The organism is Sporosarcina sp. P12(2017) (genome assembly GCF_002743035.1).
GTDB classification, from domain to species: domain Bacteria; phylum Bacillota; class Bacilli; order Bacillales_A; family Planococcaceae; genus Sporosarcina; species Sporosarcina ureae.
This window is the reverse complement of the sequence record NZ_PDYL01000005.1, coordinates 175,842-191,060: the sequence shown is the minus strand read 5'-3', so window position 1 is coordinate 191,060 and position 15,219 is coordinate 175,842. Positions and strand designations below refer to the sequence as shown.

7 protein-coding genes and 1 pseudogene are annotated in these 15,219 nt (G+C 39.5%); 5 read left to right on the top strand and 3 right to left on the bottom strand.

Annotated elements, in window-relative coordinates; translation table 11 throughout:
• A pseudogene (locus tag CSV80_RS05870) lies at window positions 1-429 on the bottom strand (DNA replication protein DnaD); the annotation flags it as partial.
• Between the two features lie 426 nt (window positions 430-855).
• Between CSV80_RS05870 and CSV80_RS05865 the strand changes: the two are divergent.
• Together CSV80_RS05865 and CSV80_RS05860 are read left to right on the top strand one after the other, a co-directional pair.
• Complete coding sequence (locus CSV80_RS05865) at window positions 856-2,916, top strand: hypothetical protein (protein WP_099669677.1); 2,061 nt, start codon at window positions 856-858, stop codon at window positions 2,914-2,916.
• A 23-nt stretch (window positions 2,917-2,939) separates the two neighbouring features.
• A complete protein-coding gene (locus tag CSV80_RS05860; RefSeq protein ID WP_099669678.1) occupies window positions 2,940-5,348 on the top strand; it encodes an RCC1 domain-containing protein in 2,409 nt (802 codons plus the stop codon).
• A 50-nt stretch (window positions 5,349-5,398) separates the two neighbouring features.
• Here the strand turns inward: CSV80_RS05860 and CSV80_RS05855 are convergent, their stop codons facing one another.
• Together CSV80_RS05855 and CSV80_RS05850 are read right to left on the bottom strand one after the other, a co-directional pair.
• Window positions 5,399-8,974, bottom strand: a complete 3,576-nt coding sequence (locus tag CSV80_RS05855) for an immunoglobulin-like domain-containing protein (protein ID WP_099669679.1) — start codon at window positions 8,972-8,974, stop codon at window positions 5,399-5,401.
• Window positions 8,975-9,077: 103 nt separating this feature from the next.
• A complete protein-coding gene (locus tag CSV80_RS05850; RefSeq protein ID WP_099669680.1) occupies window positions 9,078-9,719 on the bottom strand; it encodes an Ig-like domain-containing domain in 642 nt (213 codons plus the stop codon).
• A gap of 85 nt (window positions 9,720-9,804) precedes the next feature.
• Between CSV80_RS05850 and CSV80_RS05845 the strand changes: the two genes are divergently transcribed.
• Genes CSV80_RS05845 through CSV80_RS05835 form a run of 3 tightly spaced genes read left to right on the top strand, consistent with a single transcriptional unit; the run spans window position 9,805 to window position 14,943 of the window.
• Window positions 9,805-12,696 carry a VWA domain-containing protein gene (locus tag CSV80_RS05845; RefSeq protein WP_099669681.1) on the top strand — a complete coding sequence of 964 codons (2,892 nt, stop codon included), beginning with the start codon at window positions 9,805-9,807 and terminating at the stop codon, window positions 12,694-12,696.
• 47 nt (window positions 12,697-12,743) lie between these two features.
• Window positions 12,744-13,505 carry a cohesin domain-containing protein gene (locus tag CSV80_RS05840; RefSeq protein ID WP_099669682.1) on the top strand — a complete coding sequence of 254 codons (762 nt, stop codon included), beginning with the start codon at window positions 12,744-12,746 and terminating at the stop codon, window positions 13,503-13,505.
• A gap of 28 nt (window positions 13,506-13,533) precedes the next feature.
• Entirely contained in the window at window positions 13,534-14,943 is a 1,410-nt protein-coding gene (locus CSV80_RS05835) for a putative Ig domain-containing protein (RefSeq protein WP_099669683.1), read from the top strand.
• Window positions 14,944-15,219: the final 276 nt, after the last annotated feature.

Here is a 15,219-nt window from a genome sequence, read left to right as displayed (position 1 = left end):
CGTCCCAGTGTGAGTTGGCACAGCGTCCAATTGTGGGTCGGCAAGCGTCTCACGTTGGTTGGGGGCCGCGTCCCATTTTGGGTCAGCCGGTATCTCACTTGGTTTATAGACTGATGGCAGCTTTTCATAATCGATTCGATACCATTTCGTGTTGTCGATTTTCATCTTGTTGTGCTTTGAAGTGGAAATCAAATATCCCTTTCGTTCCAAGTCGTACGTAATCCGTTTGATCGTGTTGAGTGACCAAAACGGAAATTCTTCGATCCAGTCGTCGTATGTATTGAACACCCATTTGTGACCGTCTCGAATGTTTTTTGAAATGTTCAAGCGGTAGTGAAGTTGCTGCAGGAATAGCGCAGCGTTTAATCCGAGTTTCATTGCGAGTGAAGGTAATAGTGGAATTGGGTCTTCGTTAATTAATAGTTTCATATCGTTGTCCCCCTAGAGTTTAGTGTGAGTGGAGTACTCATTTTGTACTTCTCATCCTTCATATAGAGAGTTTTCTTGAAAAGGATACTTCTATTTTGAAAGGAGGTAAAAGGTCACACATTGCACTTACAACTAAGTGTTGAGAATGTTCTGAAGAGCAACTATTTTAATTTCTATATACAAGTAGAGCGATGCGCTGAAAATGATAAAATTCTTGTAAATCAGACTACACATGCTCGTCTACTAAGCGGGATCCTCTTTCAAACGGCTCTTTGTTGTAAATCGAATTGTAGTGTACATTCATCCCTTAATTTTCATTTGAATTAACCGATAAAAGCATAAAGAGTATTCATAGTAATTAGGCTTGGAGTATGCCAATACATACGAAACGTATAAAGACTATGAATGAAAACAGGAGGGGTTTGCTTGAAGAAAAAAAGTAAGACTGGAAAAATAACGATACTACTGTCTATGTTGTGTTTAGTAGTGTTGGTTTCAGTCGGTAGTGTAAATGCAGCAATTAGTTCAACGTTGTCCACAGAGAAAAAGCCGTATCAATATGATTTTTTCTCTGATGCTTCGTTAAAATATAATGGTTTTAGCGGTGCGAAAAAGCTAGCGATCACTTTTGATAAATCGATTAAAACTGCTTCAGGTGCTTTTGATGGAAAAGTGGCTGTGTATCAAAAACAAGGAAATGCTTGGGTTGCACTGCCGTTAGTTGAGAGTATTACCCCGAGCAACAAGAATTTCATGGTTACATTCAAGAATTTAGAGTTCATTGACGCATCTAAAGGACTGGATTTAGAACTGCGGGTAGAAAAAGAGACATTTTATTTTGATCAGACATCAGAATATGTATTCCCATTCAAAGTCTATGATGTATTACCGAGTTTTCATTCTGTTTTTGCTACTACTAGTAACATGAAATTAATTAATGAAAACATATTCAAAACGAATGCACCGCGTGATGTAAAGCTATATTTACCGAAATTGTATGTAAATAAGATTGAAACAATTCATCGTGCGGATGGAATGGTACAAGATCTTAAAAGTTCTCATTTAACAAATATCGATATTCTAACAGATGAGGAAGCGACTCGTCTGAAAGTAGATTTCAATGGAGATGCGCAACATCATCGTGATTTGGATAGAAGAACGGATCTCAAAGGTTTCTCAATGGGACAGGCTGGAATTGATGCGACAGTCTGCGATAAGCAAACTGGGGCAGGTGGTCAAGTCGCGGATGATTGTGATCGAGTGGTGGATGATTTTACATTAACCGCATTTGATTTACATGGTCGTAGGTTGGCTGAGCGTACTTTCAAAGTAAAGGTCAACCCGTCCAAGAGCGATACACCGTCTAAGAATGATATATTGAAAAACGATTACATAAAGGCGCCAGATAAAGCGTTTGGTCAGGTGAAAAGTTTATATGATCTGACTGCAGACCCTAAATTATCTAAAACAGTCTTTGAGCAGCTCCCCGTACGTGAATACGATCGTATTGGTGTGATGTATTCTCTGGGCCGCTCAATTAAGGTTAAGAATGAAGAGCAGCTACGAATGGCGATTGCACATTCGGACTTCACATCCATTACTTTAGGAGATCATCCCATTGTGTTAAGCAGTCCGTTACGCATCGAAAAGAATATGTCACTTTTTAATGGGAAAATTAAAGGAGATATTATATTAGGTGACGGTTCTCGAAATAATATGTTTCGTTTAAAGAACGTAGATATTGAAGGGGAGCTTGAGATACATGCTGGAGTTGAAGGAACAGTCATACTAGATAGCTCTTCTGCTCAGTCTACAGTTATTAGAAGTGGTGGTATTCATTCGATTCATATGAATGATTATTCATCTGTCCAGGGCATTACGATGAGAAACACGTCTCCTGTAAGACTGGTTACTACTTATACCGATCGTAATAACTACGGTACACTCATTGAAATGACGATTGATTCGGAGCAGGAAATCGTGTTGGAAGGTTCTTTAGAGGAATTAAAATTGAATGTTACGGAAGGGTTGAATAGAAAAATCATTGTAAAAGATGGTATTGATCAAGTTACTCGGCATGCGGACTCCTCAGGTCACTTGATGGTTACACGCGGAACTAGGGTGTCATTGCCTAATCCGTTACCTCTGGAATGGACTACTAGTGATCTATCTTCTGAAGACAGTGGATATACGGAAGTTGTAAGAAACGCAGGGCTTATGGAAAACACCATGACAGTTTGGAATAATGGCCAAGCTCTAGATATAAAGAAGTTTGGATTTCCAGAAGGATTACGCTTTGACATAGAGTCAGAGGATGAATCAATATTTGGCGGAAGTACAAAAATACAATTTGAAGATGAAAAACTGCGTATTATTGGTGAGACATTATCTGAGGAAGACGTTATAACACATGAAGTACGATTATCAGCAATTCAAGGTTCTAGTAAATACATGATAAAAATTCAAGTAACCATCTTACAGAATTAGTTTGAGAAAGTAGAGGGAATAATATGAGCAGAATGAAACTAATTGTACCTATCTTTTCCATTGTCATGTTCATCCTGTACATAACGGGTGCTTCCGAAGCACAAGCTTATGGTGCGTTCAATCATGAACAAGTAACGGATGTAGGAGAAGAACATTTCATGGTTTTGAAGGAGGATGGTTCTGTCTGGGCTTGGGGAGATAACTCCTTTGGACAAGTGGGGATAGGGGGTACAGATACCCCTTCCGCTGTGAAAAAAGCGGACGGTAACCGGCTGCTCAATATACGTGCGATAGCGGCTGGTGGAAAGCATTCCGTTGCATTAGATGAGTCAGGACACGTTTGGACGTGGGGAAATAATGAATACGGTCAGTTGGGACACCCGGCGACTCTAGTTGGTCCTTATCCCTTGAAGGTTACCAAAGCAGACGGTGAGGATTTGGATCATATTGTGGCCATTGCAGCAGGCACACATCACACGTTAGCTGTTGATAAGAATGGACATGTCTGGGCGTGGGGACAGAATTACTATGGACAGCTTGGTAATCCAATCGGTTCAGAAACATTTTTGAAACATGAAGTGCCCGTAGAGATACGTGGAGTGGACGATGTAATTGCCGTTGCTGGAGGGAAAGAACATTCTGTCGCCTTAAAGCGTGATGGTACGGTATCAGCATGGGGACGTAACACATTCGGACAACTGGGTATTGGTGAAACTGTTGATGTCAATAGCTCACCCCAGGCGATTCCTGGACTTTCAAATATCATGGAGATTTCTGCAGGAGATTATCACACATTGGCTTTAAAACAAGATCGTACAGGTGTCTGGGCATGGGGAATAAATGATCTGGGTCAACTGGGGAATGGCGGACGAGAAATGAGGTTATCACCGATTCAAGTAGAGGGAATGAATCATGCTTCTTCCATTTCTGCCGGTGCTAATCATTCTGCTGTGATACGAGAAGACGGGTCTGTGTGGATTTGGGGAAGACACACGTCGGGTCTTCAAACAGTGAGAACCACTCCTATTTTGGTGAAAGGGGTGAAAGACGCAATCAGTATTGGCAGTGGAGGGAATTCTACTGACAGTTATACATTGGCGGTCAATGTAGATGGTTCGGTTTGGCGTTGGGATAAAAAGTCTTCTGATAGCACAACGAAATTACCTATATTCCAGAAAGTTTCTGGAATAGACCAGGTGATGAAACTGGATGAATATCCATTCGTTCAAGGCAATCAGGTGCTGTTTAGATATGATGGATTTGCATCTGAAGTACAACTCACGGGAACTTTTAACAATAATATAGACCTTCCATTAAAACAAGTATCGACCAATAGATGGGAACTTCAAGTGGAATTACCTCCAGGGGAATTTCATTATGGCTTCAGGGTGAACAATGAATGGACAGTGGATCCATTGAATCGCGAAAAAACTATTGATTCATTTGGTCGAGTATTTAGTGTCCTGCGTGTCGCGCCGTATGCGTCGGAAACGCCTTTGATTGATAATAAAGATGTAACATTCACTTACAGTAGTTATGATTCGATCGGTAAGTTAGAATTAGGAGCTAAAACGAAGAGTGTGGCGGTGACTGGGAACTTTGGTACTAACAATCATTGGACAGAAATACCGATGGTTAAACAACGGAATAACGTATGGGTATTGACAAAGACGCTGGAACCAGGGGATTATAATTATTCGTTTATAGTGAGAGATGACAACAGTGGTGTGCGGACAGAAAAGCGTAATGATCCATTGAATCCCAATCTGCAAACAGACGTTTTACAAGGCGTGACGAGAAATACTTTCACTATTACTGAAAAGGTACTGACGAAAATACCTATCACGGATATTACGTTAAATAAAGGGCCGGATTTAGATATGATCGTTGGTGAACAAGTCCAACTAATGCCTCGCATTACACCGTCAAATGCAACAAATCAAAATGTGATCTGGACATCTAGTAAACCTTCTATAGTGAGCGTTGTGGGTGGTAAGCTAACAGCCCACAGTCAAGGAACTGCTGCTATTATTGTGAATACAGTAGACGGTAGCGGTAAATTAGCGGTACTTACAGTGGAAGTCAAAAGACAAGGTCCTGCAATATCTTATCCGCGTGTCGGCTATGATACACGTGATGCAAAATTTGATGTAGAACCGACTAAGCCTTGGTTTATTAAATTCGGTAAAGAGTTCGATATGACTTCTGTTCATAGCGATAATGTATATGTGTTGAATGAATCAGGAGTAAAGATGCCAATAGGCTTTCAATCATCTAGGGACGGATTGACACTTGAAGTACGTCTGCAAAGTGGAACAGTTTACGAACGTGGCGCCATGTATTATTTATTTGTAGAGTCTACAATTAAAGAGAAGTATGGAAGTGCCACCTTGAAAGAACCTGTGCAAATGCGTTTTCAAATCAAATTATAAAGGTAAGGACAAAAGGAGATTCCAACATATTTGTTGGAATCTCCTTTCGCTTATTTTACGTAAAATGATTTTTTTACAGGTTGCGTTAAGAAACTGTTTTGGGTAGTATGTCCTTTTGTTTCCTTATCAACCCATAACTTATAGGCTTTGTTACGTGCGTAAGGTGTAACTGGCGCAACTTTTACTGTTTTGCCATCGGGACTGATTGTGATACGGGTGGGGACAATTGCGCCAGTAGCATTCTCGGTCACACGTATTGTTTCATTTATTAAAGAATCTTGATTGACTCGTGCATTAAACGTTACTGCCCATACTTTATGTGGATCCACTTCAATTAATGAACTGTTCCATTCTATTACAGGTTTGGCAGGTAGATACTCAATGGAACTAATAATTTTATTCGAAATATTCACAGCGTAAAGTAAATTATTTTTAACTTTTATAGTCTCATTACTGTCATAAATGTTCCAAGTAGGATGGATGTCCACTAGTAACTCTTTGTCTTCATATCCATTTAAAGAAGGATCATTGGAGCTTTTAATGTAATGTATGGACGTATCATCTGTCTTATATCGTATCAAACCATTTGAAGTAATTGTGTATTTATTTTCAAATCCTTTAATTATAGGTTGAACAGTAGCGTCCACGAGAGCATAGATGCCCGGTTCGGTAGCGAGACCTATCACTCTACCATCCATAGTGCGACTAGGTACTGTGAATGCATAAAGTACTCCGTTTACTCGACTAAGTCTAACTAGCACTTTAGTTATGGACGCATTTTGTTCAATTTCAATAGGTTGTACAAAGCGCTTTGTATAATCAGTTGTTAACTCCACTATATTGGAGATGTTGATCAACCATGGCTGGTCGGTAGGTTGTAGTATATCTCCTCTAGACAATTTTCGTATTGATAGATTGCTGTCGGTATTCACTTGTGCTGTCAAAGCAGACATGTGAATCATCAGGTCGTCAGTTAGGTAGCTGACACCTTGACTGTTAGCAAGTAGTTTCTCCTGAGCAGATAATTCAAGTGGTAGTGAACTGCTATCTGTTTTGAGTGTGATGTTTTTATTGAATGATTGTTTCCAAAAAGCTGAGGAAACATTTGCTATCTTAATAGTGACTGTATATTCCGTACTGTAACCATCAGCTAGAGGATTCTCATCGGTTATTTTGTATATTTTTGTATGAAGATCTTCGCTGAAATCTACTTCACTACTATTACTTTGTTGAACTACGCCTTCTACTTTAACTATAGGGTTTTTCTCTCCATCGGTTGCGACAGTAAATATAGGAATGAGTTTGGAAAGATCGGTATTAGCCGGAACGGTGAGCTGGATGGTTTTTCTCATATGATCAATAACCGGCTTTGTGTCAATTCCTTTGATTGTAAAAGATGACATATAGAATGGCTTGATTATTGCATCTGGATGATTGTAAATATCGACAGGCTCGGAATGGACGCTTTCCATTCCGTTTACAGTTTGTGTGACAGTATAGCCTAGACCGGCCGGCACTTTTTCGAATAACATCGTCTGATTAGTAATAGAAGATATTTTCTTCAAAACTACGCCATTCATATCGTAAAGAGTAACCTCTCTATTAATTACTGTTTGCGCCTGTCCTTTAAAGATATCATTTACTTTAATCGTATTAGGTTCATTACCACGCTCAGGTGTAGGCGGTTTAGGCGTCACTGTAATTACACGTTTTTTTTCTGTTGCTTCTTTTCCACGAACGGCAGTGGCGTTGTACACTAATGTGTAGGTGCCTGGATATAATATATCGAAGTTTGGATAGATGGGACTAGTAAGCGTAACTTCATTACCATCTTCTACGCTCATGCGTTTGACTGTTATTTCACCATCTATATAATCTTTAGCTACTGCACCAGGCTCTTTAAATACCAGTTTATTTGTATTCCATTCAAAATATTGCTTTTGACCATCTGGTATTTTCTTATCAAAAACAATGGAGATCTTTTCAGGACCTTCCAAGGTAATGTGTGGTTTATCAGTATCTACAATTTCTACCAGGTTAGAGGGTTTACTCTTATATCCTTTTACCTCTTGTATGACAAAGTAAAAACCGATCTCTTTTTCCGTGAAAACTGCTGTTGTTTCTGTCGAAGAAATAGTTATTGGATTTGGTTTACCCGGTTCATTTGGTACTTTACTACTTACTTCTAACAGTCTTTCTAATTCTATTTTACTTAGGTCTCCATCCACACTTCGTGCATTACAATCTGTTATGCATTTATAGAGAGTGACATTTGTTTCGAGGTTGGAATTATTGGAGTAAATATTCTTTACGCCCACTTCACCTAAACCTTTAAAATTTGCTAGGCTACCAATAGCGATCACTGCAGCAGGACGGACTATGATTTCCCGTTCGATGGTTGGCGATATATTCCCTTCTTTATCTGTGGCGGTATACTTAACAATGTAATTTCCCGGTATACTCGTATTCACTTCGTCAGAACCTTCGATATCAATGTGAATCTCATTAGGGCTTGTCGTATTATCAGATACTAAAACTCCATACTCATGGTAAGGTTCGTCTAAAGAAAGTTCTATTACTGGTGCTCCTTTTAATTTGATTTTAGGGGGCGTGTCATCTTTTATAGTGAATTTATTGGATTCTTTACTTTCTTCTCCGTTGACTATTTGCGTCACATAATAACCTTCACCTACGGGAACATTTGTGAATTCTATTGGATCTAGGAAAGGGAATTTTACATATTTAGTTCTTTTAAAATTAGCTTCCTTATTGTATAGCGTGATTTCAGTTAGTTCATTTTCGAACTTTTGCAAATTAGTAGGACTTACTGGTATTTTTCCGTATATACCTTTTCCATTTGCATCGGTATGACAGTCAGTATCACAACTTTCAAGTGATACTGTTTTTGGTAGAACTGTAACTTCTCGATTTGCAGTTGCTGTTTTCCCATGATCGTTTGTAACGGAATACGTAATATTGAATTTACCAGGTGTAGATGTGTCAAGAGTTCTGGGGATCTGAATCACTCTATCTGTTATATCTACGTCAGGAAAATCTATTGCTCTATATCCGGGATCTCTAAAAGTATTCCCCGAAATAGTTTCACTGTTCTCTGGAATGGGGGTCAGTATAATCTCAGGGACTCCACCATTTTTTATAGTTGTGCTTATATCAGACAAGCGAGGACCACTTATACCGTTTTCTTCTTGATAAATAATATATGTACCATCTCGTAGATTTTTAAACTCACATAATTCTGAAGGGTTGACATCACATTGTTGTTGGAAGGCGGAGCCCAAATACAAGAATACTTTATTTTTCTCTTTAACATTTTGAACATGAATAATACCTTGATTATTTTGGGGCCCCGAATCATTGCCTACAATTTCTGCAGTAACCATTTCTGGCCGAATCGTGATTTCATTAGAATCTATACTTTGAACATTATTCACAGTGAATCTAGCTGTATATTTTCCAGCAGGTAAACCAGCCTGAGATGTATATTTAGTAGAATCCAATTTAGTAATATACTCTTTCTTCGGAGTGACTGAATGATTCGTTAATGTAATCGTGGCATCGATACTGCCATTGGTTGCTGAAATAGTACGCGGTTCTTGTGAGTTCACGGTTAATATCGGAGCAGCGGGTTTTGTAGAACTCCCATCCGCAGCTGTAACATGTATAGGTAAAGGGATTGCAGAGAACACAAGTAGGAAAATCAGTAACAGATTAGTTAGCCGTTTCTTTAATAGGTTGTTGGTCTAACAGTTCATACGCTAGGTCCTCCAATATTGATTCGTTCGCATCGTATGCTCGTACGTTTAAGATATCCCCGATATGTTGACTCAGTAAAACAAATGAATATTGATTAATTCCTGTACGATGCATAGCGTGTGTGATCCCTGCTGCATCTGTTAGTTCTATTTTCTTTACTTCTGGTTTTGTTTGTATAATCACATTCATTCCTAAAGGCAGAGGTTTTGCAGTGATAGATTTATATGCTGCACCTTCGTACTTGAATTTCAAAATCGTATCTTTAGATAAACGAATATTTTGGTCTTTAGATCGTAATTTACTGAGGATTACTAGTGAATACTGTACATTCGGCTTATACAATTTAGTAGGTTTTACTTCAATAATTTTCCCGTCATCCGATATAGATAGCGAGGAAGGTAGTAGGCCCTTATCATCGGACTGAATATAAACTGTATCTTTGTTCACTGTAACTGGATCCGCTGGTGTATTAAATGTAACTGACCAAGGTTTGTCTGATAAATCTGTCGTACGATCACGTAAATCTAATGCGTTTGCTTGATGTGTAAATGAAATTAAAAGTACACACGTCAACCATGTCATTACTACTTTTCTCATAAATTGAACTCTCCTTTATATTGTTCTTCGGCTATAAAATCTACATACATAATTCGTAAGGGACCAGGAAGGATGGAAAAGATATATGAAATCATATCATCTTACAAAGGTGGCAATCATTAGCCTACTAGCTATACTATCGGTTGTGTTGCCAAATAATTTAGTATCTGCAGAAGCAAATGCAACTGCAGTAGGCGCAGCTTGTGGGGTGGAGCGGGGGATGGATGTAGTCTTTACTATTGATTCATCGGGGAGCATGGTAGCAAATGACCCAGATAGACTGCGAATTAAAGCAGCTAAAGCAATGGTGGATCAAATGCAGCCATTAGATCGTTTTGGAGTAGTGGAATATTCAAGTACCGCTTCCAATCTTTTATCTCCCTTAACGAATAATCGTTACCGTATTAATACGGCTCTTGACACAATAGGGGCGTATGGTGGTACCGACATACATACCGGGCTTGACGCAGCCATTAGAGAAATAAAAACCCACAGTGGAAATAACCATAAGATCATTGTGTTGCTAAGTGATGGTCACTCGATCAATAATGCACTGTCTCAAAATTTAGCAGATGAAGCGAATCGCAATAACATTAGTATCTATACAATAGGACTTGGCACATCTGCAACAATAAATAGTACATTGCTACAAGATTTGGCAAGTAGAACTAATGGTCAGTATTACCAAGCAATAAACGCTTCCCAGTTAGAAGGTACATTCAGTACATTGCGCAGGAATTTTGAAGAATTAAGAGAACCTAAAATTCCAAGTGACTGGACTCTGACTCGCGATTACCATGCTCCAGGGGATTTGGTACTTCAAGAAAATATGACCTTAGATTTAAACGGTTATAATCTGACAGTCGATGGAAGTTTGGTGCTACTGTCTTGTGCGGAGTTACGTGCCGTTAGCGCTGAAGTTGTGGTCAACGGTGGTCTTGAACAGAATCCTGACGCTCTAATTCGTTTAAATAACAGCACTTTGAAAACGAGCGGATCCTTTATCCAAAATGGACAAATTGATGTAAATGGCACATACAGAGGAAGTGCACCTGAGTTAGATATTAGAGGGGTATTTACACAAGATGCGAATGGAAAAATTAATTTGAATGGTCAAAACGCAGTCTTGGCAAGCGAAGCCACACAAAAAGGACGCATCTTATTCGGCGGTGGGCTGCTTCATGCAAAAAGTAGTTTTACACAAAGAGGTCATATGGATTTGCAAAAAGGAAAACTGATGGTCGAGCGTAATTTAACTATTGCAGGCGGACCATTAATTGATGAAGCATTTCAAATGAATGATTCGTTACATGTTAATGGCGGACTCCTCCAGGTTGGTTCAGCAGATAGTACGGATGATTTCAACAGGAAAACTGGTAACGTTACTCAGACTAGTGGACAGCTTTACGTCAATCACGGAGTGGTGCGTATATTCGGAGATTACACAGTCGAAGATGGCTGGTTAACAATGATCAAAGGATCAATGGATACTACTACACCCGAATATGGAGAAGGCGATGGGGATTACGTCCATGTTTATCGTGATTTTACTATGCAGAGTTTGCGGAATCATGGAGGTCGTAGTTATTCAGAATTAATGAAACCAAAAGATGACTGGCCGCATTTGACGGACGGTGTTTTAAAAGTAGGTGGGAAGTTCACTCAGATAGGCGACATGGAATTTCACCGTTTTTATAGTGACCGCTCCCAGCTATTCACTAAGAGTTACAGTCGATACAATTTTCATGCGTCAGGAAGGCATAAAGTTGTCTTAACTGGTGTGATAAATAAGAGGATTGTTGCGCAAGGTGTAGGTTTTACCTTTATGAATCTGGAAGTAGAGGGACGCATTCCAGAATATCTAGGAACTACTACAGGACAGATAAAATGGGTGAAGTTACTAGAGAAAAGCCCCTCGGCAGAAGCAGAACTTGTATCACTCTCTGTTCAGGATTTACCAGTTGTTAATTTCGAACCGCAAAACGGTAACTATCCATTGCATAGGATTTCAAAAGAGCACGTAATCGGACCTTTAAGAGAATTGAAAGTGGATGCGCGTCCTAAGGATAGAAATGCCAAGGTTACCATCCAAGGGAACTCGCTGGGAGATGATGATCAAGCTATTGTAAAAGTGCTAGTAACCGCAGCGGATGGTAAAACTACGAAGTTGTATACTGTGCCTGTTACCGCAGCTCAAGATTCGCCAGATTTAGTTACTTCATTAGTTCTAGATCGCACAGAGCTTATTTTCGTAAAAGAAGGTTCACTATTTTTTCCAGGACTAGCAACGGTTGGTCATACGGTTAAACCGACAACCGCATTGAATCAAAAAGTCAACTGGCGTTCGATGGATCCTTCAGTAGCGACAGTTCAGAATGGTGTAGTTACTCCAAAAGATGCCGGAAATACTACAATTATAGCGGAGACAGAAGAGGGCGGATTTGTCAAAACCGTGCGCATCTCGGTTAAACAAAAATTCGAGCCAGTTCAAGGAGTTAAAACTCTTAAAGATTTATTGAGTGATGAGGATCGATATAATCAGATCATGGCTTTGTACGATTATAGGAAAATCGGTATTGTAGTTCCGGGGAATTATATAGAAAACATACTATTTGATCCTAGTGGACAGTTAAACAGTGGCACGATAGGAATCAATAGCACTGCAGTTTCACAAGTCACATTGGAAATCAATGGTCAAACTTTACCCGTAGTACTAACAGGAGCTAACGGCAACAATAAAACGTATCAATTTAGTCGTTATCATACAGAACCTGGTGAGTTTGTAAAAGTTTCTGTTTACAATCATGCAGGGGACTTACTGGAGACAGCGATGACTACATACGGAATTCCGTACGCGCCTTCAGGAAGCGTAGCGCCTGGTTATTATCCAATCGCCACATTGATGAATAATCGGACATTGTTCCAAGCCATTCTAAGTGAATTTGCTCCTGAAGTATTACTTTTTGAAGTGCGTTAATTAAATGAACAGAATGGAGGAAGAGGACTATTAAAACCTCACATCTTATGAAGAAAATCACCACAATGGCGGTTCTGTTGCTCACACTGCTGGTATCCATTTTCCCGACAGTCGCTTCTGCAGAAAGTAAGACGACGATCGGGATCACTTCCGTTTATACCGATAGAGCAACTACCATTGAGTTAGCCGTTTTTATAGATAGTTCGGAAAGAGTTGCTGGTGGCTCTCTAGATTTGAAGTATGACAATGAGCTGCTCAGCATAACAGATGCTAATGTTGAAACAGGCGAAGTATTGGAAGGGTATTTGAAATCTTCATTAAGTGATACTGAAGGTACTGTTTCTACGTCTTTTGCAGCAGCACAAGGTAAGATGTTAACAGGTGATGTGTTGACGATAAAAGCGAGAGTCAGTAAAGCAAAAGCGGATACTGAAATCAAGATAGAAAATGCGTACTTCTATACGGAAGATGGTAAAGAGCTACCCCTACAAATAGTCAACGGAGCAGTAAAACCTTTTGACGGTACGACTAAAGATCATCCAACTACAGTCTTACCAAACAAAGTGTGGACTATCACATTGAGCGAGCCATATGATATAAAAACACTGAATAAACATGCTGTAAATGTATCTAGAGGGACCACAAATGTTCCAGTAAAGGTGAAATCCATTTCACCTACTACATTTGAAGTATTTTCAGATACGAATTACTCAAAAGGAAACCACACGTTGGAGATTACAGGACAGCTACTATCAGCAAAAGGAACAAAGCTTGTGGAACCAGTACGTAAAACGTTTAATGTGAAATAATAACGGTCAAAGTAAAAGGGAGGACAACATGAAATTATTTTTACGACTTTCAGCAATTCCTTTGTTGTTTCTTTTAACTTTTTGTTTAGCAGAGGAAAAAGCTGAAGCAGCGGTTAAAGATACTTTGGAAATAGGAGAAGTAAAGTCACTTAGCACGACAGTAGATGTCCCGGTCATTTTACACGGTACACTTTATTTAACATCAGCCAATCTGGAGATTACATTGCAGGCTAATCATCCTGATCTAAAGATAAAAGAATTTAAACCGGCCGCACTATTTACAGGGTCTCAGTTCCGTTCAGCAAGTAATATTGCGAACGGAAAAGTGACAATTGATGTAATTTCAACTACCGGTAAACAAGTTAGACTGGCTCCACGTACTGTCATTGGACATATCACTTATGAAGTCCCATCCGGGGTAAAAGAAAGTGAAACGATAAAATTGGAAGTTGAGCGCCTCTCTGCAATTGGAAGAACCAACACTCCATTAACGTTGGCTACTTTAGAAGGAAAGATTATTCGAAAAATGCCTCCAGGTGATGTAGTTGGAAAGAATAAGCCGAATGCAGCAGGAGCGGTTCGGATACTTCAACATGTAAAAGGGACTTCCATTACGAACCGGGAAGAATTTGTATCAGCTGATGTCGATGGAGACCAGCTTGTGACCCAGGCAGATGCTCAGATCATTTTAGATTACGTTGCCGGCAAGCGCCATTCTTTCATTGCAATGAAAGCGACGGACTTAAGTACTGCAGCTGTAAAAAGTGACTATACTGACCAAGTACAAGCTATAAATGGCAGAGAACCTTATTCATATCGCAGGATTTCAGGAAGCATGCCAAGCGGTCTATCCATAAGTGCAGAAACAGGGCGGATTATGGGGATTCCTTCAAGAGCGGGGGCTTATAACTTTGATGTTGAAGTGACTGATGCGGTTGGCGAATCGGCACGAAAAGCCTACAGTATAGAAGTTGTAGACACAAACATCATCTCAACAGAGAAGTTAGCACCTATTAATGTGAAAAAGGGCTCGAAACCTGAATTGCCTAGCGAGGTAGTAGTAACTTATAAAGACAAAACAACTGGTAAAGAACATGTGAATTGGACTCCTGTTGATACCTCGACACTAGGGACAATCATAGCTAAAGGAAAGACAGATAGTGGTTTTGGTATTAGTGTTGAAGTTCATGTTGTGGAAGAAGATTATATTATCTCATTTGATAGTACGTTCTCGCCATTCGTTAACTTATATATAGTAGAGTTGCATGTGGCAGACGAGGTATCAGAGGCATTCATCGATGGAATTGAATTACATTACGAAGGTGATGGAGTATTTAAGTTGGGTACCAATGTGTTGCAACAAGGTGCTAGTGCAGCACTTACTCTTAGAGATAAGTATGGTAATTTACTGGAGATTAAGAGTATTCGGTTGGATTGATAGGGTGCCAGGTCCCCACACAATTCCCACACAATTCGGGTAGTGGAACATTTTTAATTGGTGCCAGGTCCCCACACAATTCGGAAACAATTCTGAGAACCATGCAATAATTGGTGACAGCTACCTATTACAAAACTCAGTCACTAGTCTGACAATTTAAAGATGTACAAATTGAGAAGCCATCCAATCGCAAAATGATTGGATGGCTTCTTTCTGTTTACTAAATTGTGGTAACACTTCATTATGGTAAGTTGATTTATTTGTTGCTAAACAACT

Excerpts from the sequence above, each read along its gene's own strand:
- CSV80_RS05860 (WP_099669678.1), top strand. The coding sequence starts at position 2,940 with ATGAGCAGAATGAAACTAATTGTACCTATCTTTTCCATTGTCATGTTC.
- CSV80_RS05850 (WP_099669680.1), bottom strand. The coding sequence starts at position 9,719 with ATGAGAAAAGTAGTAATGACATGGTTGACGTGTGTACTTTTAATTTCA.
- CSV80_RS05845 (WP_099669681.1), top strand. The coding sequence starts at position 9,805 with ATGAAATCATATCATCTTACAAAGGTGGCAATCATTAGCCTACTAGCT.
- CSV80_RS05840 (WP_099669682.1), top strand. The coding sequence starts at position 12,744 with ATGAAGAAAATCACCACAATGGCGGTTCTGTTGCTCACACTGCTGGTA.
- CSV80_RS05835 (WP_099669683.1), top strand. The coding sequence starts at position 13,534 with ATGAAATTATTTTTACGACTTTCAGCAATTCCTTTGTTGTTTCTTTTA.